Here is a 20,309-nt window from a genome sequence, read left to right on the forward strand (position 1 = left end):
GACCGCTTGTTGTTAGATTTTCGCTTCGATTAACTTAGCTAATGCGTTGATGTGATCGGTATTGGCGTTTAACGCAGGAATATAGCGATAGGATTGTCCGCCTGCATTAAGGAAGTTTTCTTTGTTTTCCTCAGCGATTTCTTCCAACGTTTCCAAGCAATCAGCTGAAAAGCCGGCACAAATGACAGCAATTTTCTTCACCCCTTGGCTCGGTAATTTTTCTAAGGTTTCATCGGTATAAGGTTGTAGCCACTCTTCATCACCGAAACGAGATTGATAAGTCACTAACCATTGCTCATTGGAGAGCGATAGTTTATCTGCGACTGACTGTGCGGTTTGTTGGCAGTGTTCCGGATAAAAATCGCCCTCGGTTTGGTAACGTTTCGGAATACCGTGGAACGAGAACAATAATTTTTCATCTTCGGCTAACTGAATCGTATTAGCTAACGCTTGAATATAAAGCGGATCGTTGTGATAGCTATGGATAAACTCGAACGGAACGATATTACGCTGTTGCGTTAAGCCGCGGGCAAACGCATCTAATACCGAGGCGGTTGTCGTACTGCTGTATTGCGGATAAAGCGGTAATACGATAATTTTACTTACGCCGGCTTTAATCAAGCGATCGGTTGCACTTTCGATACTCGGATTACCGTAACTCATACCAAGCTCCACCAAAACGTTTTGATTTTGGCGGTTAAAGTAATCCTGTAAAGCTTGTTGTTGTTGGCGAGAGATCGCCAATAAAGGCGAACCCTGTTCCGTCCAGATATCACGGTAAAGTTTAGCGACTTTAGGTGATCTTTTCGGTAGGATCATATAATTTAAGATAAATTGCCATTTGAATTTAGGTAAATCGATCACGCGAGGATCGCTTAAAAATTGCTTAAGGTAACGTTTTACCGCAGGAGTTGTCGGTTCGTCAGGCGTACCGAGATTGGCAAGTAATACGCCGATTTTATTTGTATTCATAAATAAGACTCATTAAATATGGATCGAAATAAATGAATTTTGCGTTAATTTAGGTCTGAAAACAAATAGAATTTTTGTGTTGATTACAGAGATAGGCAATAATCTATATTAAGCGGTCTTTTTTCGGAAAAACTTTGCAAATAATCGAAGGGTATTTTGCTTTCGTCCTTGATTTTCGTTTCGTTTATCGGTAAAATCGCAACTCTTTTTTATAGTCCTCGTTTGGCAAAGATTTAATTCCAGCCAACATATTTTAAATATTTAGGTAGATAACAATGAAACGTACATTTCAACCTTCTGTATTAAAACGTGCTCGTACTCACGGTTTCCGTGCTCGTATGGCTACGAAAAACGGTCGTCAAGTTTTAGCGCGTCGTCGTGCTAAAGGTCGTAAATCTTTATCTGCATAATTTGCAGTTAAAGTAACAGCCTTATCACTTTAGTGAAAAAGCTAACTTTCTCTCGGGAGCTACGTTTGTTAGCTCCCACTCAATTTAAAGCTGTGTTCGAACAACCGCTTCGAGCCAGTACTCCTGAACTTACTATTCTAGCCCGTCATAATAATCTTGATATTCCTCGTCTCGGTTTAACCGTTGCTAAAAAGCATTTGAAACGCGCTCACGATCGTAATCGTATTAAACGTATTGTACGTGAAAGTTTTCGTTTAAAGCAGCATGAATTACCGAGTGCGGATTTTGTTTTCGTAGCAAAAGGCGGTATCGGTAAGCTCGACAATGCCACTCTTTTTGCGATGCTGGAGAAGCTATGGGCTCGTCACATCCGTCTGGCGAAAAAGCCGCAGGCGTAACGGTAAAGCCTTCGATAGGGGCTCGTTTGCTGTTATTGCCGATCTATTTTTATCGCTATTGTATTAGTCCGTTAATTGGGCCTCGTTGTCGTTTTTATCCGACGTGTTCGACTTATGCGGTTGAAGCGATTAAAACGCACGGAGCGATAAAAGGCGGCTGGCTGGCGGCTAAACGCATTGCTCGTTGCCATCCTTGGAATGAAGGCGGCGAAGATCCCGTCCCGCCTTGTTGCCGCCATAAAGAAAACAATAAAGAGAAGTAAGAGGCAAACAAAAGGCGACCAAGCGGTCGCCTTTTTTGATCTTTTTGCAATTATGCGTAGTACATTTCAAATTCTACCGGGTGCGGTGTCATATTTAAACGTTCTACTTCTTTACGACGAATGTTGATATAAGCTTCAACAAATTCTTTGGTAAATACGCCGCCTTGGGTTAAGAACTCATAGTCCGCCGCAAGTGAATCCAACGCTTCCTCTAATGAAGTCGCTACTGCCGGAATTTCTTTAAGCTCTTCCGGCGGTAAGTCATAGAGGTTTTTATCCATTGCATCGCCCGGGTGAATTTTATTAATTACACCGTCTAAGCCCGCCATTAATAATGCGGCGAAGCAGAGGTACGGGTTTGCTAACGGATCCGGGAAGCGCGCTTCAACACGGGTTGCTTTCGGGCTGGTCACCGCCGGGATACGGATTGATGCCGAACGGTTACTTGCCGAATAAGCTAATAACACCGGCGCTTCAAAGCCCGGTACTAAACGTTTATACGAGTTTGTACTTGGGTTGGTAAACGCATTTAATGCTTTAGCGTGTTTAATGATACCGCCGATATAATAAAGCGCGGTTTCGGATAATCCTGCATATTTGTCGCCCATAAATACGTTTTTGCCGTCTTTGCTTAATGACATATTACAGTGCATTCCCGAACCGTTGTCGCCTGCAAACGGTTTCGGCATAAAGCAAGCGGTTTTACCGTGTTCTAACGCAACGTTTTGCACCACATATTTATAGATCTGCGTTTCGTCCGCTTTAAGCGTTAAGCTGTTAAATTTCGTCGCAATTTCATTTTGACCTGCCGTCGCCACTTCGTGGTGGTGCGCTTCAACCACTAAGCCCATTTCTTCTAAAATTAGGCACATTTCCGAACGAATATCGTGTGCCGAATCAATCGGAGCAACCGCACAGTAACCGCCTTTTTTAAGCGGGCGATAGCCTGTATTGCCGTCTTCATATTTACGATTCGTGTTCCAAGCCGCTTCAATATCATCAATTTTATACGATACGTTGTTCATACCAATGTTGTAACGCACATCGTCAAATAAGAAGAATTCAGGCTCGGGACCAAACATTACGCTATCGGCGATACCGGTTGATTTCAGGTAGTTTTCCGCACGGATTGCGATTGAACGCGGGTCGCGGTCGTAAGATTGCATTGTGTTTGGATCGTAGATGCTACAGCGGAGAGTAAGAGTAGGGATTCGAGCGAAAGGATCAACAACAGCGGTTTCGGCGATTGGCATTAAAAGCATATCGGCTTTATTGATTGCTTTCCAACCTTCAACAGACGAACCGTCGAACATTTTACCTTCTTCAAATAAGTCTTCTAAATCGTCGCCGATTAAACTTACCGGGAGTGAAACACCGTGTTCTTTACCTTTGATATCGGTAAATTTTAACATTACGAATTTGATATCGTTATCTTTGATTAAATCAAATACTCTTTTTACAGACATTGTGGGACTTCCTTCAAGCGGGTTGATTTTCACAGGAATTTGCGAAAGAAGAAAGATACAAGAATTTGAGGAAATTTTAAATAGACAAATGTAATAATTTGCAAAAATTTTCGATTCGAAAGAAAGTTGTTTTAAAAAGATTGGTAATCGAAAGTTAAACGTTTGCGTCGAAACAAATTAACTTATGACAATAAATCGGCGAAATAAATCAAATAATAAGGAAAATTATTCTTATGAACTATCCTAATACGTATCAGTCTATATTTAGGTGTTTTCGGACACACTTTAAAAATTTATTCATTACGTTTTAAAATGCGCTAGGTTTTTACCTAGCCATTTTCATTAATCACGTTAGAATCAGTAACCTTTCGATTTAAAGTCCGGTAAAAATTCGTTGGAATTCAACCGCTTCACTTGCGTTTCGATATGTCCGTCATCAAATAAATTCAGCTCTCGCCAACCTTGCGGAAGCAAGTCTAAGGTAAAGTCATCACAATTCGGTTTGAATTGGATACAGGTCGAAGGGGTAGCGAAAATTCGGTAATTCTGCCAAATATCATCCACTTCTTGATGAATATGTCCGTGTAAAATCGCTCTTACGTTCGGATAATGCCGTAAAACCTCAGCCAATTGCTCGCTGTTATTCAGACAATGTTGATCAAGCCATGCGGAACGGGTCGATAAAATATTATGATGTAGGACGACCAATGAATAACGATCCGGATATTCGGCGAGTTTTTTGTCCAACCATGATAATTGTCCGAATGAAAGATGTCCGCTTGCCGCACCGGCAATCTGACTGTTAAGCAAAATAATTTGCCATTTTTCGCCGGCCAGAATATGTTTTGCCGGAGAAATATGCGGATACTTTGCCAGATATAATCCCATATGCGGTTGCAAGTCATGATTTCCTTCCAACCAGAAAATCGGCTTTGCCAACGGTTTGACCATTTGGGCGAAACGATGATAAGCCTCCGGATTATGATCTTGAATCAGATCACCGGTGGCTAAGACTAAGTCGTACTCAAATTCGCTTTGCCGAATTTGATCCAGTACGGCTTGAAAACTGTCGGTTGTGTTTACCCCGAGTAACGTTTCACTTTCCGAGGTAAAAAGATGCGGATCGGTGATTTGCAATAATCGAACGACCGGTTCTTTTTTTCCAAGCGAATAAAAGCTGCTCATGATTCCTCCTTGTTTATGCGGGCACTTTATATTCCTTTTAGTTGAGCACTTTACTACTTTATTTATAAGTTTATCAGCTACTTAACGTTAAAAATGCGCGTTATGCCTCATTTTTCACAGAAATTTACGTTTTTTTGTCGGATACTTCAAAAAATTTGCCCTCATTAAAGAGGGCAAAAGTATTCGTCGTTATCGGAAAACGCTCATTACACTCGATATTTTTGATAATTAAGTTGTAACCATTGTAAACCGACCACTGCGATAACATTATCGATTTTGCCTTCACACACCCATTGATAGGCTTGTTCTCGGCTGACGACGTGTACCAGAATATCTTCGCCTTCCTCTTCTAAGCCGTGCGTTGCACCGGATTGAACGGTCGAACTGTCGATTAAGCCGAGGAACAAATGTAGGCGTTCCAATTGTCCGCCCGGGCTGTCCCAAATACTTAACGCATGCTCGACCTGATTGACGACTAATCCCGCTTCTTCTTGCGCTTCTCGAATCGCCACTTCGGCAGGATCTTCATTACCTTTATCCACCATACCGGCAACCAGTTCGAGTAACCAAGGAGAAGCATCCGATTTCGGATCATAAGCACCGATACGAACTTGTTCGACTAAAACAACACTATCACGAACGGGATCGTAAGCGATTAATGCCGCCGCCGCCCCTTTAATCAGTAATTCACGCACGATTTCACCGCTCATTTCACCGGAGAATAGCTTATGTCGGAAATACATTTTCTTTAATTCAAAATGCCCTTTATAAACGGTTTCTTCTTTAATCAGATGAAGATCCTGTTGTGAAAATTGACGAAGTTTGGTCATATTATTTCCTTAGCTCTTACGTAAGCGGTCTGAATGAACAAGATAGAGAGCGATGATCATCACTAAAATGGATAATGCGAACAATAATGTGTGCATTGCATTGGAGTGATCGACAATGATTAGCCGTACCATAGCGGTAATCCCGATATACAGGAAGTAACGCAACGGAAAGTGGTAATTATATTTGAAATACTGCACGATAAGTGCCAAAAATTCAAAATAGAGGAAAAAAATCACAATTTTCTCGACGATTTGGAATTTTTCACTATGACTTACCAATAATTCGTATAGAGAATAGGCTTCGGAAAATAACGAATAAGATAGTAATAATCCCGCCACTAATAGCGAGATATTGAGCGTCCATTGAAAAAATTCGGAAACGAATTTTCCAAAGCGGGAATGTTTTTCTTCTAATGTAAGTTTAGGCATTGAAATTCCTCGGATTAACTTGATAAACAAGCGGTTGAAAATTTGAAATTTTTTGCAATGTTCCGGCTTTCCATTCGCTGAGAACGGCAAGCGACTTGGATGACTCTTGATAAAAATAACATAAGTAAAACGGCAGTTGATGGTAAAAATGTAATGTACCTGTCGGACAATATGCCGAACGGATTAATCGCTGTTTGGGAAAATGTTGCACTTCGGATAATTTCACAATCCCCACACCTTGCGATTTCAATACCGCTTCATGTAAACACCAACTTAAATAAAAGCGATCGGCTAATTCGGTAAACGGCGTATGATTTTGCTCAAGTAAGCCGCTAATCTCTTCCGGATTGGCGTAATGACATAATAGATCGGCATAGCGTCTGGCTTTTTGTGGATGTTCAATATCAATACCGACTTGTAATTTGTGTCTATGGTAACAAAAAATCACCGCCACCCATTCGCCGGAATGGCTGATATTAAAATCAATTTGCTCGTGTTGTACGAAAGGTCTGTCGCTTTCCGTGCGTTGAATATTGTCTAATAAATTCATCGGCAATTGATATTTTTCAAACAGTTGCGCCAATAAAAAACGAGCCGTTCTGCGGCTTTTCCAACGTTGTAATTGGCGTTCGGAAAGATCCTTTGGCGGTAAGAAAGGAAGCGGTATCGGTTCGTCATAATGAGCAAACACCACTTCGATAATCGGGAATGAGTTAGGCATAAATCGTGTGTTACAAGCGGTTAAATTTAATCGGAATTTTGTAAAAAATCGGCATTATTTTACCGCTTTATCGCAAGGGTTAAAACACCCGCCGCCACCAGCGCAATTCCAATCCAATCTTGACCGCTTGGTCTTTCGCCTAAAAAAATGACCGCAAACAGTGTAACCAGCACGATACTGAATTTATCAATCGGTGCGACTTGTGAAGCGTTACCCATTTGTAACGCTTTAAAATAAGCTAACCATGAAACGCCGGTCGCAATTCCCGAAAGAATTAAAAACGTCCAGTTTTTGCCGGTAAGCGAGCCGAGCGGTTGCCATTTGTTACTGTAAGTGAGGAAGGCGATGAGTGCGATAATAATGACGATAGTACGGATAAAGGTCGCAAAATCCGAATCGATACCTTGTAAACCGACTTTGGCAAAGATTGCGGTAAAGGCGGCAAATAAGGCGGAAATCAATGCCCAATAGAGCCATTCATTTGACATAATTACTCCGAAATGGTTATAAAAGAGACAAACAGACCGGATATAGGTCTAAAAACTGCTAAATTATAGCGGATTTTGCTTTTGTATTCGGTTAAAAAAATGTTAAGGTCGATATTAAGTTTATTGGCTATACGATCGAAGGTTTTCGGTCGTACTATAGAGGAGATTTTTTGCATGTTAAAACAAATTCAGAAATTTCTGAAATTAGAAGCGGCGAGTGGTATCTTGCTATTGGTATCGGCACTACTTGCGATGATTTTTGCCAATACTGATTTGAATCAGTTATATTTTAGTTTTCTACAAACGGAAGTAGCGATTAAATTCGGTGCTTTTAGTATTGATAAGCCGTTATTAATGTGGGTAAACGACGGCTTTATGGCGGTCTTTTTTATCTTAGTCGGTATGGAAGTAAAAAGAGAGCTGTTTGAGGGCTCGCTTTCAAGCTATCAAAAAGCGATCTTCCCTGCCGTTGCCGCGCTAGGGGGGATGGTTGTCCCTGCTTTGGTTTATTGGTTTATTAACCAAAATCATCCGGAATATCAATCAGGTTGGGCGATTCCGATGGCAACCGACATTGCCTTTGCATTAGGAATTGTCGCCTTACTCAGTAAACAGGTGCCGCCGGCACTCAAAGTATTTTTACTTGCATTGGCGATTATTGACGACTTAGGGGCGATTATCGTGATTGCCTTATTCTTCTCGCATGAGATGAGTATGCAAGCTTTAACTATTGCAAGTATCGCGATTGTTATTTTAGTGGCAATGAATCGTTATAAAGTAACCGGATTAATCAACTACGCCATTATCGGTACTATTCTTTGGGCTTCGGTTTTAAAATCCGGAGTACACGCAACCTTAGCGGGTGTGATTATCGGTTTCTGTATTCCGTTGCGCGGTAAAAACGGCGAAGCGCCGTTACATCATTTGGAACATGCGCTTGCCCCGTGGTGTTCGTTTGCGATTTTACCGTTATTCGCTTTCTCGAATGCCGGCGTATCGCTGGAAGGTATGAGCTTGGATAAATTAGCTTCTCCGTTACCATTAGGGGTGGCATTAGGTTTAATTATCGGTAAACCGGTCGGTGTTTTCTTATTTAGCTATGTAGCCGTATTGTTAGGTATAGCGAAATTGCCGGAGGGTATCAATTTAAAACAAATTTTTGCGATTGCGGTACTGTGCGGTATCGGGTTTACTATGTCGATGTTTATTGCCGGACTTGCGTTCGGAGAGGAAGATGCGAGTGAAAGCGTGCTTGCCTTAGCTCGTTTAGGTATTTTAATGGGGACTTTCGTTGCTGCGATAATCGGTTATTTCTTATTGAAAATCACGACGAAGCCAAGCCTAATGAAAGCGGTGTAAGCGGTCTGATTTCAGTCGTTTTTCACAAACTAAATGCCTCAGTGAATCGGTTGGGGCATTTTCATTTCAACTGTTCGGGAACTTTCAGGTGTAACATCATTCTTATAACGTTAAAAAAGTAAAAATAATAAAGGAGATTTTAATGTTAAGAGTATTGCCCATAACTTTGTTTTTATCGGCTTGCGTTTATGTCGTTCCGTCGCCTCATCAAGGGGATTATCCTACTCATCAGCCGAATGTCATTCTTATACCGAATCAACATGATTATCCTCATTCAACGCATCGTAGGCTAATTAGAACAGCATCCGGTCAATGTTTAGACCAAAGCGGTTCGAATTATCATGGCGTGATTGCATATCGTTGTCACGGCAAAGCGAACCAGCGTTTTGAATTCGTCAATTCGCAGATTAAAGTGAATGGGCAGTGTTTGGATGTCGGCGGAGAAAGACAAAATGACGGTGCGAAAGTGATTACTTATCGCTGTCATGGCGGAGAGAATCAGCAATGGTTTAGAGACGGGCAACAAATCCGTAGCAGTATGAGCGGTAAATGTTTGGATATTGGTAAACAAGGTAACAAACTGGCGATTTACCAATGTGACGGCAGCCGAGGACAACAATTTTTCTATTAAGTAAAAAGGTGCAATTCATTGCACCTTTTTTCGTTTTAGATCTGTAGCCAAAAAGTCACCGGCCCGTCATTTTGCAAACTGACTTGCATATCCGCTGCGAATTGTCCGGTTTGAGTATGGATTTTCCGAGCGGCTTGCTGATGAAAATATTCGTATAACGCATTCGCTTCCTGTGGGGCTGCACCACGCGAAAAACTTGGGCGTAAACCTTTATTGGTATCAGCGGCTAAAGTAAATTGCGATACCACTAATAAACTGCCGCCGGCTTGCTGTACGTTTAAGTTCATTTTGCCTTGTTCATCGGAAAACACTCGATAGTTAAGCACTTTTTCCAGTAATTTATCCGCTTTGGCTTGGTGGTCACCCTGTTCTACGCCAAGTAATACCAATAAGCCATGTGAAATTTCACCGACCGTTTGGTTATCAACTTCTACTTTTGCCCATTTTACACGTTGGATTAAGCCGATCATAAATTGAGTTTTCCTTTTTTCATTTCATTATATACATTTAGGGTAGAGGTAATTAGTCCTCCGAACAGTACTACTTGCCAGCTCAAATGAATCCATAACAGCATAATCGGTAATACTGCTAATGCGCCGTAAATCGCTTGATAAGACGGAAAGGTGCTAATGTACCAAACGAAGGCTTGTTTACCTAAGGTAAAAAAGATTGCGGCAACAATCGCACCGAGCATAGCATGTAGAATATTCACTTTAGTATTCGGCACCAGCCAATAAACGGTGGTGAATAATAACCAAATTAACAAAAACGGTGTGTATTGTAATAGCTGCTGGCTAAAGGACAGTAAACCGTTTTCATTAAAAATCGCCATTGAAAAGATATACGAGCTAATCGCAATACTACCACCTGCCAATAAAGGCGCGATAAATAAAATCACGGCATATAACAAAAAAGAGATAAAAATAGACCGCTTACGGTGGTTACGCCACATTTTATTAAGCGTTTCATCAATGCTTTGAATCAGCATTAGAGCGACCACGACCAAACCGATAGTACTGACAATCCCCATTTTTTTTGAGTTTGCTACAAACAGATCAATATATTCTTCCACCATATCGCCGGCATTTGGGGCAAAGTTATCGTAAATCAGCATTTTCAGTTGCTCGGTCGCTTCCTGAAAGATAGGAAAAGCGGTAAAAATAGAAAATACCACCATAACCAACGGTACAATCGCTAATGTTGTGCTGTAAGTTAAATAACCTGCAGAAACCGGAATATTGTGAATTTTCCAGCGTTTGAGTAATAACTTTAGAAAAAGTGGTAGCGTAAAAGACGTCATTTCCTGCATTTTTTACCTATTGTTATATCAGTATAAAACAATTGTTAATCGTATTGTATACATAAGTTATTGTCATAAGTTGTATTTCTTTTATTGACAATATATTTAATTTTACTTAAATTTACATTTAGTTGTGGTGTTTTATTATAATTATAGGAGAATATTTTATGTCATCAACTTCATTAGATACTGTAGAAGTCACTGGATCCTCAGAAAGAGATCACAGAGCCGAATCAGATGATAAAAATAACTATGATAAGTATATAACAAGAAGAGGTTCTAAAAAGAGAAAATATAAGCCTGTATCAAAGGAAAGAATGATATGGCGGAAAAATTTGCAAAATATTGGCTTACTAAATCTGATTCCAAAGCAAAAATTATTAGCTGTATTGCTGGTAGTATAACTGTTACTGTAAAGAAGCTACCTTTAAAAAATACATCGTTAGGACTAATGATACATTATTGGTGTGGAAGAGGTGAACCAATGACATTATCAGAAATCGGAGTAAAGGAGCGAGTTATATCTCTAGTACAAGAACCAAACCAATTAGGTAAAAAAGGTGGTCATAGTGTTTATAAAGATTTCATTACACAGATTCTTAAACAGAATGTAACAAGTTTTAAAAATTCATATACATTTAGATCTGTATGGGATGGAGTTGTTGATATAGAAGTTATCAATGATCCTCTTTGGGCAATAGGAAGTGCAACGTTATCTGGTAAATTTTTTGGTAGAACTATTAATGAAAATGGAAAGTATTATTTAAAAGGAAGGATCGATTATGAGTTTTATGATGAATTTTCAGATCCATACGATATATTAAATTTTACTCAAGAAAAATGGGATCCTAATGGTAATCCTTTTGATATTATTGATAAATGGTCAATAGAAATTAAAGAATCAATTACAAAGGAAGAGGCATTTCTCTATAGAGCACTTGTAAGACGTAGTAAGCCTAAGCCAACTAAAAGCTCGAACAACCATGAATGATTACTATATTGGGAAAGATATAATATGCCATCTGCCATTGTTGAAATCCTAAAAGAAATAAGTTGGTTTATTTCACATTCTTTTTTAAGTCAAAATCCGATTATTTTTATTCTTTCTTGGGGAATGTCTAGTTATGCAATGAGTTATTGTGCAGATAAGTATTATCACTTATGGTCGGTAAAAATAGTACTAGGTATTTTTATCAGTTTTATCTTGTTTCTGACTTGCTATGTAATGTTTTTTACCATTGGTATTTCTATAACGGATAGATTCAGAATTAGTTTGTTATTCCCCCTCTTTAAGATATTTGGGGGAACTATGATCGGTGGCTTAAGCTATTTCTATTTCAATAGAAAGGTAAATCGATGATTAAAAGTAAGGGCATTGAAATGATTTCAATGCCCTTTTTATATTTATTTTCTGGCCAAATAATCTCCTTCGCAGACCCATTTGTAAGTAGTAAGGGCCTCTAAGCCCATTGGACCGCGTGCGTGCAGTTTTTGGGTACTGACCGCCACTTCCGCTCCTAAACCGAATTCACCGCCGTCAGTAAAACGAGTGCTAGCGTTGATATAGACTGCCGCCGCATCGACTTGTGCGACAAATTGGCGTGCCAGTTGATAATCGGAAGTCAGAATTGCTTCCGAATGTTGCGAGCCGTATTCACGAATATGTGCCACTGCTTGAGCTAAGTTATCAACCACCACCACATTTAAATCTAATGAAAGCCATTCTTGACGCATTCTCGCTTCATCAAGCGGTTCGATTCCCTCGGTTTTTTGCAAATCATCGGTATGCAATGTGACGCCTAATGCTTTCATACGATTTGCAAGTTTCGGTAAAAATTCGACCGCTATGGCTTGCTCAACTAATAAGGTTTCAAGCGTGTTACAAGTACTTGGGCGTTGCGTTTTGGCATTCGCAATCAGCTCTAACGCTTTTTGTTGGTCGGCACTTTTTTCGACAAACATATGGCAAACACCGATACCGCCGACAATTACCGGAATGGTCGAGTTCTCTTTGCAGAATTGATGCAAACCGGCACCGCCACGAGGGATCACCATATCAATGTAACGATCGAGTTTTAATAATTCGAGTAATAAAGCACGATCCGGATCGGTGACCGCCTGAACCGCCAGTTTCGGTAAACCGGCGGTTTCTAATGCCTGTTGTACGACTTCCACTAACACCGCATTGGTAAATTTAGTTTCTTTGCCACCACGCAAAATCACTGCATTGCCGGTTTTCAAGCATAGCGAAGCAACATCAATCGTTACATTCGGACGTGCTTCATAAATAGTGAGAATTACACCGAGCGGCACACGCTGACGTTCAATTTTCAGCCCTGAATTTAATACGCCGCCGTCAATCACCTGCCCGACCGGATCTGCAAGCTTCGCCACGTTACGCACATCATTAGCAATGCCTTGCAAACGGCTTTCGTTTAATAACAAACGGTCGATGATAGCGGTCGAAATTCCCTGATTTTTTGCAAATTCAATATCTTTGGCATTAGCGGCAAGGATTTCAGCCGAGCGTTGTTCCAATTGTTCGGCAATGGTAAGAAGTGCGTGATTTTTTTGAACGTTTCCGAATTGAGCCAGTTCGATGCTGGCGATTTTAGCTTGTTGAGCGAGGGTAAGCATTTGCATAGCGATATATCTCTTAATTATTAAATTAAGCACAGTCTATCATAGCTGTTTATATGGGTTAAAGCGGAAATTTTTTACAAATAAAAAAGAAAATAATTCTCATTTATATAGAATAATAAATCGATTTATGTTTATAATTGTAATGAATGACTAATAATGAAAATAAAAGTCAGCTTATTAAATGATAAACGTTTAAAGGAATCCGATGAAACACTATCAAAGAATCTCAATGACGGCATTGTTTGCGGTATTTGGTGTCGTTATACAAGCGAATGCGGAAGATATAACAACCGAGTTAGGAGAAGTTACGGTTACCGCTGAACAGGAACAATCGAAAAAAATCGGTGAAATTAAGAAAAATCGCCGAGCTATTCAAGAAGAACTAATCGCCGATACCAAAGATTTAGTGCGCTATACCACTGACGTAGGGATTGCCGATAGCGGTCGCCATTTGAAAGGTTTTGCGATGCGCGGGGTGGAGGGTAATCGCGTAGGAATCAGTATTGACGGGGTAAACTTGCCGGATTCGGAAGAAAATTCGCTTTACGCACGTTACGGTAACTTTAATACCTCACGTTTGACCATTGATCCTGAATTAGTGACAGGGATTGATATTGTGCGCGGCTCGGATTCATTTACCACCGGTAGCGGCTCGCTTGGCGGCGGAGTGAATTATCGTACTTTAGATGCTGCAGATATTGTGTTGCCCGGCAACAAAATCGGTGTGTTATTAAAAAATAGCTATGCTAGCAAAAATAGTGAATGGGTACACACTGCCGGCGCTGCCTATAAAGATGAGAAGTTGGATGCGGTCTATTTATATTCCACCCGTTACGGTCATGAACAAAAAAGTCTGGGTAACGGCAGAGTGGCTTGGAACAATACCAGTGGCGCACCGGATCCGTCATTTCATCGTAATCACAGTAACTTGGTGAAATTAGGTTACTTATTTAACGAAAAACATCGGATAAGTGCCTCTTATAGCAATCAACTTACAAAAGCATTTACCGATGAACGTTCTTATAACTTTTACGATTCCTCTTGGCGTGATACCGATGATGAAGGTGAACGTCATAATGTAAATGTTGCTTATGAGTATTTTCCGACCAGCGGTTATCTGTCTTATTTAAAAACCGAATATGATTATCAAAAAACCGATGTGCGTGCGATTAACTATAAAGGGAGTAGCGATTTCGAAAAATTGCATATTAAGCAGTTGTTAGATGAAATTTACGACCGTAATATGAATAATGAATTTCATCGTATCGGTTTACGTTTAGATTCTATTCCGTTTGAATCGGAGTACGGTACGCATCAAGTGACTTTACGTACTGCGATATCGCAACGTGATTTTAAAAATGAAAACACGGATACTTATTTATTTTCGACTTCAACGGCAAGCTCTACATATGCGATTCAACACCCGATTCGCACTCGTGCATTTTATATTGCCGCACAAGATCAAATTCAGTGGAACGAAATGTTCTCCGGTACGGCAGGACTTCGTTATGACCAAGAACAACTTGCCCCGCAAGAGTTGAATGCAAAATGTTATAACTGCGATACCCGTGGTAAAGCAACGACATTTAAAAATTTAACCGGCTCGTTGGGCTTGAATGCGCAAGTGACACCGGTATGGAATCTAGGTTATTACGTTTCGACCGGCTATCGCGTACCGTCCGCTTCGGAGATGTTCTTCTCGTATAAACACCCTTCGGGTAACTGGTTGGCAAACCCGTATTTAAAAGCGGAACGCAGTGTAAATAACTCGATCAGCATTCGAGGCGAAAACCGACTCGGGCGTTTAAATTTAAGTCTATACCATATTCGCTATAAGGATTTCTTGTTTGAACAAGAAACTAACGGTTTAACTCAAATGGAATGTGATGCGCATTGCCAATATTATGGGTATAACTCAATTAATCCGACTATTTTCAACCAAGCGATTAATGTGGATAAAGCACGAATTTCCGGCTTGGAAGTGACGAGCAAGGTAAATTTAGACCAAGTTACCGCATATATTCCGAACGGTTTTAAATTCTTAGGCAGCGTGGGTTATTCGAAAAGTAAATTATACGGCACGGAAGCAAGCTTACTGTCGGTACAGCCGGTAAAAGTGATTTTAGGCTTAAGTTATGAAGATCCGAATGATATTTGGGGTATCCATTCTCGCTGGACTTATTTAGGCGCAAAACACGCTAAAGATGCAACGATTGTGACTTATGACGATTCTCGTACCAAACGAATAACCAAACCTTTCCCGTATTTAAACGGTTCGGCAACCTTATTTGATGTGTACGGTTTCTGGAAAGTGCATAAAAACGTAACTTTACGTGCAGGCTTATACAATATTTTCAATCGTAAATATCATACATGGGACGCATTACGTGGCATCAACCGCTTAGGCACAACTAATACAGTTGATAAAGAATTACGCGGGTTAGAACGCTTTGTTGCTCCGGGACGTAACTATTCGGCTTCGGTAGAAATTCGTTTCTAAGTTGATATAAACGTTTTAATAAACCACAGAAAACACGGATTACACAGGCTTGCTGTAATCCGTGTTTTTTATGGGCAAAGGAAATGGTGTAAGAAGAGATGTTATTGATCCCTAGGCAATTAAATGAACCTTAGAACATATAAAGCTTTTCAGTGTGTTCTGTGTCTTCTGCTATTATAAAGATTAAAAAAAGCGGTTAAATTTACAAAAACTTTTGCAAACCTAACCGCTTTGAGAGGACAAACCTAATTAAAACTCGATTACCTTAGTACCGTCAGGTAATTTATTTGAAGCCCCGAAAGCTCCGTTTTTCCCTTCTTTCGTATGATTAAATACGCCGCCTACATCACGAGCAAGCGAGCCGTAGAACGCACCTTTGGTTTCTATACCGTCTTTACTTATACCGCTAAAGGTATTGCCGTGAATATTTCCGCCAAAACTTAATTGAGTTGAATCACCCGTTAAATTCACTTTAACTTTTTTATTAGTAAAGTCGGCAATCACTTCGGAGTTCAACTGCTTATAATCGCTACCGCTACCATAAACGGCAAAACCGGTATATTTGAAACTACCTTGATGTGGAATAGGGAAATATTGTTCTCCCTGTACTGTCACATTACCCGTTTCCGGCGTTAAGAATCCTTGCACAAAAGGATGGCTTACTCCGTCAATAATGGCAACGCCGTAGCGTATTGCACTAAAGTCGGTTTTTGCCTGCGGTTTACCTTTTTCACCATAAACATCCGGCATACTGCCTACAAATCCGGTTAATTTTTTAGCCTGTCCATCACGGATATCCGCCGAAGTTAATACTTTTAATTTTCCTACGGCAGCGTTACTCAAAGTATCTTTAAGACTGAATAATGCAATTTTTACACCATCAATTTCTAAGCCTTCCAAATCATCATTTTTCTGAGGATTAGCCGCTTTAAATGCTCCGTCTTGATTTGCCGTTAAAATAACACCGGATAAAGAAGTACTGTCTTTATTACTGAATGCCGAATTTACCGCAGTGAAGAATTTACTTGATGTCGTACCATTATTATTTTTACCTTGCGGAGAACCGTTATTTTGTTTTTGAGTATTAGGCGAACCTTGATCTACTTTAGGTATAACAACGGATCCGCCTCCACCGCCGCTTGAATAGCAGGCGGTTAATGCGAATGAGCTTATTATGGCTAATGTGGTTAGGGAGAGTTTTTTCATAAATGAATTCCTATATTTTATTTTATTTCAGTAATAGGAGCTGCATTTGTGCAAGCGCCACTATACCCACATTGTTTAGCTGAACCGCCAAAAACGCCATCATTTCCGTTGTTGGTATTATAGAATATTCCACCTATATCATTAGCTCTTGAACCATAGAATCCACCTTTTGTGACAATTCCGTTGTGAGAGCCAGAGAATGTATTTCCTTTAATATCTCCGCCAAAAGTGAGTGTTTGCATAGAATCTTTTGATAATTCAACTTTCACTTTACGATTGGAAAAATCAGCGTAGGCTTTTGTTGTTAGCTCATCATAAGCTCCCCCTTTACCATAAAAGGCTTTACCATTATATTCATAGACTCCCGATACTGGCATTTCTCGTAAGGCTTGACGCTCATTACTGTTACTATTACGACTCAACCAATAATAATTGAATGGTGAATTTACTTTCTCAGATTCTTTTAATGTAATTGGGGTTAGATATCCTTGTACAAATAAACGGGTAACTCCATTCTTATCTGTATAATATCCATAACGCATTTGTTCAAAATCACTTTTCGAACCGGCTTTAGGTAAACTTCCAACTTTTCCATGTCCGTTTTCTGTATTGATTTCAAAAATTTTATTAAATACTTTTTTATCATCATCTAGAATATCATCTGATTCCGAACGATGTTTTTTCATATCATCAATACTAATAAGAGTAATTTCTTTCCCGTCAATTATTAATGTATTTATTCCTTTAGGATGATTCTCAATATTATGTCCTGAAAAACTATTTTTGGCACTTGTCGAGAATCCTCCACTTAATAAAGCAGTGTCATCTGCTATACCATTATCCTTAAATGTTTTTCCAAGTTCTTCTTTAGCTTCTGTAATTGTTAAATTTTTAGTTCCTTCATTTTTAGATTCAGGCTTGGAAGGGTTTTCCTGTTTATGATCCATTTTAGGCGTTTTCTCTTCCTTAGGATCTACCTTAGGCATATCTTCTTTCTTAGGCTCTGTTTTAGGCGCTTCTTGGTTTTTCTCTTTTAATTGTTGTTCCAGCTCTTTTTGTTTTTTCTCTAAATCAGCAAGTTTTTTAGCCGTTTCCGATTCTTTATCTTTTTTCGCTTTTTCTTCCGCCTTTTTATTGGCTTCATCGACCTTATTTTTTACCAAATCTTCATAACGGGTGGCGCCTTTATTGTCCGACGAGCAAGCGGTAATTGCTAATGAGCAAGCGATAGCAATAAAACTTAAACGTAAATGTTTATTCATAGTGTATATCCTTTTAGTAATGTAATTGAGCGACTGTAGCGTTTTCCTTATCGACTATGTCTAATCGTCTTGCCGAAATAGTAGTGAACGGAAATAAGCCTAAAATAACAAAGTATTTGTGAATTTACATAAAAATGAGAGTGATTTATATTTGTAATTCTATCAGTGCTAAAATAAGATTTCAATACAAATAAAAATGATTCTTAAAAAGATTTATTTACGTATTAAGCGACGTGAAAACGCCTTTTTCTATAAAAACGCGGATATTTTCGCTAGAATGGGTGTTATATTTTTATTGTTATTCGAGAAATAGTATGAATAAGCCGTTAATCCATATTCTCCCGTCGCAACTTGCCAACCAAATCGCCGCAGGCGAGGTGGTGGAACGCCCCGCATCCGTTGTGAAGGAGTTGGTTGAAAACAGTTTGGATGCCAGTGCAAATCAGATTCAAATTGATATTGAGAAAGGCGGTGCGCAGCTTATTCGTATCCGAGATAACGGTTGTGGTATCGGTAAGCAGGATTTAGCGTTGGCGTTAGCTCGTCACGCGACTAGCAAAATTTCCAGCCTCGAAGATTTGGAGATGATTTTAAGTTTGGGCTTTCGTGGCGAAGCATTGGCAAGTATCAGCTCGGTTTCTCGCTTAACGCTGACTTCTCGACCGGAAGGACAGGCTGAAGCGTGGCAAGCCTATGCGCAAGGGCGTGAAATGGAGGTTGAAATTCAACCGGCTTCACATCCGGTCGGTACGACAATTGAAGTGGCGAATCTATTTTTTAATACACCGGCACGCCGTAAGTTTTTGCGTACCGATAAAACCGAATTTACGCATATTGATGAAGTCGTGCGCCGTATTGCATTGGCGAAACCGAATATCGGTTTTACTCTGACCCATAACGGCAAAACGGTACGTCAATATCGTAAAGTGCAAGATAATTCGGTCGAGCAACAGCAACGCCGAGTAGCGGTAATTTGCGGTGATGATTTTATTCAAAATGCAATTCATATCGACTGGCAGCACGGCGATTTACACCTGCACGGTTGGATTGGCCTACCGAATATTTCCAGACCGCAAAATGATTTATGTTACAGCTACGTAAACGGGCGAATGATGCGAGATAAAACGATTAATCACGCCATTCGTCAAGCTTATGAAGCCACTGATATGCCAGAGGGTAATTATCCGGCGTTTGTGGTTTTTCTCGATATCGACCCGAGTCAAGTGGATGTCAATGTACATCCGGCAAAACACGAAGTGCGTTTTCATCAAGGGCGATTAGTGCATGATTTTATTTTGCAGGGCGTGCAAACCGCATTACAAGGACAAGCGGAAATTGATTTAACCCATCAAGTGAATGAACCGCTGCCGAGTTATCAACGAGATACCAACCGTATGGCGGCAGGCGGTAATAGCTTTTTAGCATCGCAACAAGCGGTTGAATTTACAGAAAATTTTGCAAAACCGACCGCTTCGCATATGCCGAGTTATTCGCCTCGTACAAGCGGTGTCTCGAAATCGGCACAAAAATGGTATGGCGAATTAGTCAGCCAGCCGCAAAATCAATCGGATAACATACAAGATTTAATTGAACCGAAAGCTAATTTCGCACCGGTGATTTTTGCTCAAGAGATAGATGAGGCGGAACCTAAACCGACCCAAGTAGTGTCGGCGGCAATAGGGCATTGGCAATCGTTAGCTATCGTGCAAAATCAGGCGTTATTATTAAAAGCGGAACAACAATTTTACTTGCTTTCATTAGAAAAATTAGCACGTTTGCGTTTTATAGCACAACTAGAAAAAGGCGAAAGCCAAGCGTTATTGATTCCGCTGAATTTAAGTTTAGACGAGCAACAAACGCAACGCTGGCAAACGTTAAAAACGCCATTAGCGGAACTAGGCTTTGCAATCAGTGAGAAGACATGGCAAGGGCAAATTCGGCTTTCGGTTACCCAAGTGCCGAGATTGTTAAGAGAGCAAAATTTACAACAAATCTTGTTAAGTTTATTCGCTTCGCAAGCGGTCGATTTAACCGAATTTTTTGCAAAATTTGCGCCGATTCCGACCGCTTACAGTTTAGCGGAAGCGGTAAATTGGTTGGCGGAAACGGAACAAACGGCTAAATCGGAGCTGGAAAAGTTAAAAGTAGCGGTCGATTTTTCCGCATTTTTAGCGAGATGTTAAAGTGTTTTTATGTAATAAAACCATAATTTAATTATGGTTAAGTAATTGATTTTGTTAAATTTT

Annotated in this window: 21 protein-coding genes; 9 read left to right on the top strand and 12 right to left on the bottom strand. The window is 40.0% G+C overall.

All coding sequences use genetic code 11. The features are described 5' to 3' along the window. Nucleotides 1-12: 12 nt before the first annotated feature. Nucleotides 13-972, bottom strand: coding sequence for a ferrochelatase (gene hemH, locus DY200_RS10075; RefSeq protein WP_115587873.1), 960 nt, complete (start codon nucleotides 970-972; stop codon nucleotides 13-15). 275 nt (nucleotides 973-1,247) lie between these two features. On the opposite strand from hemH, the gene rpmH reads away from it, so the two are divergent. The 3 genes from rpmH to yidD are packed head-to-tail and all read left to right on the top strand — an operon-like array spanning nucleotide 1,248 to nucleotide 2,043. Beyond that, nucleotides 1,248-1,382, top strand: a complete 135-nt coding sequence (rpmH, locus tag DY200_RS10080; protein ID WP_005599701.1) for a 50S ribosomal protein L34 — start codon at nucleotides 1,248-1,250, stop codon at nucleotides 1,380-1,382. Between the two features lie 32 nt (nucleotides 1,383-1,414). Continuing rightward, the gene (gene rnpA / locus DY200_RS10085; protein WP_080517101.1) at nucleotides 1,415-1,780 is read left to right on the top strand and encodes a ribonuclease P protein component; all 366 of its coding nucleotides are present in this window, start codon (nucleotides 1,415-1,417) and stop codon (nucleotides 1,778-1,780) included. Then, nucleotides 1,738-2,043 carry a membrane protein insertion efficiency factor YidD gene (gene yidD / locus DY200_RS10090; RefSeq protein WP_115587874.1) on the top strand — a complete coding sequence of 102 codons (306 nt, stop codon included), beginning with the start codon at nucleotides 1,738-1,740 and terminating at the stop codon, nucleotides 2,041-2,043. The genes rnpA and yidD overlap by 43 nt, the downstream gene beginning before the upstream one ends. Nucleotides 2,044-2,093: 50 nt before the next feature. Here the strand turns inward: yidD and glnA are convergent, their stop codons facing one another. The 6 genes from glnA to DY200_RS10120 all read right to left on the bottom strand — a co-directional run bounded on the left by glnA (nucleotide 2,094) and on the right by DY200_RS10120 (nucleotide 7,162). Further along, entirely contained in the window at nucleotides 2,094-3,509 is a 1,416-nt protein-coding gene (gene glnA / locus DY200_RS10095) for a type I glutamate--ammonia ligase (RefSeq protein WP_005618393.1), read from the bottom strand. Nucleotides 3,510-3,866: 357 nt separating this feature from the next. Continuing rightward, nucleotides 3,867-4,694: a 3',5'-cyclic-AMP phosphodiesterase gene (gene cpdA, locus DY200_RS10100; RefSeq protein WP_005616325.1), complete on the bottom strand. Its 828-nt coding sequence runs from the start codon at nucleotides 4,692-4,694 to the stop codon at nucleotides 3,867-3,869. Nucleotides 4,695-4,900: 206 nt separating this feature from the next. Then, the gene (gene nudF / locus DY200_RS10105; RefSeq protein WP_005599710.1) at nucleotides 4,901-5,524 is read right to left on the bottom strand and encodes an ADP-ribose diphosphatase; all 624 of its coding nucleotides are present in this window, start codon (nucleotides 5,522-5,524) and stop codon (nucleotides 4,901-4,903) included. Nucleotides 5,525-5,533: 9 nt separating this feature from the next. Next, complete coding sequence (gene psiE / locus DY200_RS10110) at nucleotides 5,534-5,953, bottom strand: phosphate-starvation-inducible protein PsiE (protein ID WP_005599712.1); 420 nt, start codon at nucleotides 5,951-5,953, stop codon at nucleotides 5,534-5,536. After that, on the bottom strand, nucleotides 5,946-6,674 hold the full coding sequence (locus tag DY200_RS10115; RefSeq protein ID WP_115587875.1) for a 4'-phosphopantetheinyl transferase family protein: 729 nt from the start codon (nucleotides 6,672-6,674) through the stop codon (nucleotides 5,946-5,948). The genes psiE and DY200_RS10115 overlap by 8 nt, the downstream gene beginning before the upstream one ends. A 59-nt stretch (nucleotides 6,675-6,733) precedes the next feature. Beyond that, nucleotides 6,734-7,162, bottom strand: coding sequence for an EamA family transporter (locus DY200_RS10120; RefSeq protein ID WP_005599716.1), 429 nt, complete (start codon nucleotides 7,160-7,162; stop codon nucleotides 6,734-6,736). A 174-nt stretch (nucleotides 7,163-7,336) separates the two neighbouring features. Here DY200_RS10120 and nhaA point away from each other — a divergent pair, with 174 nt between their 5' ends. Next, nucleotides 7,337-8,521 (top strand): Na+/H+ antiporter NhaA, encoded by a 1,185-nt coding sequence (gene nhaA / locus DY200_RS10125; RefSeq protein WP_115587876.1) that lies wholly within the window; start codon nucleotides 7,337-7,339, stop codon nucleotides 8,519-8,521. Nucleotides 8,522-8,663: 142 nt separating this feature from the next. Beyond that, nucleotides 8,664-9,152, top strand: coding sequence for a ricin-type beta-trefoil lectin domain protein (locus DY200_RS10130; protein WP_115587877.1), 489 nt, complete (start codon nucleotides 8,664-8,666; stop codon nucleotides 9,150-9,152). A gap of 35 nt (nucleotides 9,153-9,187) precedes the next feature. Here the strand turns inward: DY200_RS10130 and dtd are convergent, their stop codons facing one another. Beyond that, on the bottom strand, nucleotides 9,188-9,622 hold the full coding sequence (gene dtd / locus DY200_RS10135; protein ID WP_115587878.1) for a D-aminoacyl-tRNA deacylase: 435 nt from the start codon (nucleotides 9,620-9,622) through the stop codon (nucleotides 9,188-9,190). After that, on the bottom strand, nucleotides 9,619-10,452 hold the full coding sequence (locus DY200_RS10140) for a virulence factor BrkB family protein (protein ID WP_115588001.1): 834 nt from the start codon (nucleotides 10,450-10,452) through the stop codon (nucleotides 9,619-9,621). The genes dtd and DY200_RS10140 overlap by 4 nt, the downstream gene beginning before the upstream one ends. Before the next feature lie 167 nt (nucleotides 10,453-10,619). On the opposite strand from DY200_RS10140, the gene DY200_RS10670 reads away from it, so the two are divergent. Further along, the gene (locus tag DY200_RS10670; RefSeq protein WP_126375464.1) at nucleotides 10,620-10,856 is read left to right on the top strand and encodes a hypothetical protein; all 237 of its coding nucleotides are present in this window, start codon (nucleotides 10,620-10,622) and stop codon (nucleotides 10,854-10,856) included. Then, on the top strand, nucleotides 10,775-11,443 hold the full coding sequence (locus DY200_RS10145; protein WP_115587879.1) for a hypothetical protein: 669 nt from the start codon (nucleotides 10,775-10,777) through the stop codon (nucleotides 11,441-11,443). Before DY200_RS10670 ends, DY200_RS10145 begins: the two co-directional genes overlap by 82 nt. Nucleotides 11,444-11,856: 413 nt before the next feature. Here the strand turns inward: DY200_RS10145 and proA are convergent, their stop codons facing one another. Continuing rightward, nucleotides 11,857-13,095, bottom strand: coding sequence for a glutamate-5-semialdehyde dehydrogenase (gene proA / locus DY200_RS10155; RefSeq protein ID WP_115587881.1), 1,239 nt, complete (start codon nucleotides 13,093-13,095; stop codon nucleotides 11,857-11,859). 205 nt (nucleotides 13,096-13,300) lie between these two features. On the opposite strand from proA, the gene DY200_RS10160 reads away from it, so the two are divergent. Then, nucleotides 13,301-15,595, top strand: a complete 2,295-nt coding sequence (locus tag DY200_RS10160; RefSeq protein WP_115587882.1) for a TonB-dependent hemoglobin/transferrin/lactoferrin family receptor — start codon at nucleotides 13,301-13,303, stop codon at nucleotides 15,593-15,595. A 249-nt stretch (nucleotides 15,596-15,844) separates the two neighbouring features. Here DY200_RS10160 and DY200_RS10165 read toward each other — a convergent pair whose 3' ends face one another. Both DY200_RS10165 and DY200_RS10170 read right to left on the bottom strand, forming a co-directional pair. Continuing rightward, nucleotides 15,845-16,801 (bottom strand): transferrin-binding protein-like solute binding protein, encoded by a 957-nt coding sequence (locus DY200_RS10165; RefSeq protein ID WP_244924195.1) that lies wholly within the window; start codon nucleotides 16,799-16,801, stop codon nucleotides 15,845-15,847. Nucleotides 16,802-16,818: 17 nt separating this feature from the next. Then, a complete protein-coding gene (locus DY200_RS10170) occupies nucleotides 16,819-18,063 on the bottom strand; it encodes a transferrin-binding protein-like solute binding protein (RefSeq protein ID WP_115587883.1) in 1,245 nt (414 codons plus the stop codon). 314 nt (nucleotides 18,064-18,377) lie between these two features. Here DY200_RS10170 and mutL point away from each other — a divergent pair, with 314 nt between their 5' ends. Next, nucleotides 18,378-20,246 (top strand): DNA mismatch repair endonuclease MutL, encoded by a 1,869-nt coding sequence (mutL, locus tag DY200_RS10175; protein WP_115587884.1) that lies wholly within the window; start codon nucleotides 18,378-18,380, stop codon nucleotides 20,244-20,246. Nucleotides 20,247-20,309 lie beyond the last annotated feature (63 nt).

The sequence above is a fragment of the Actinobacillus lignieresii genome (genome assembly GCF_900444945.1).
In the GTDB taxonomy this organism is placed as follows: Bacteria; Pseudomonadota; Gammaproteobacteria; order Enterobacterales; family Pasteurellaceae; genus Actinobacillus; species Actinobacillus lignieresii.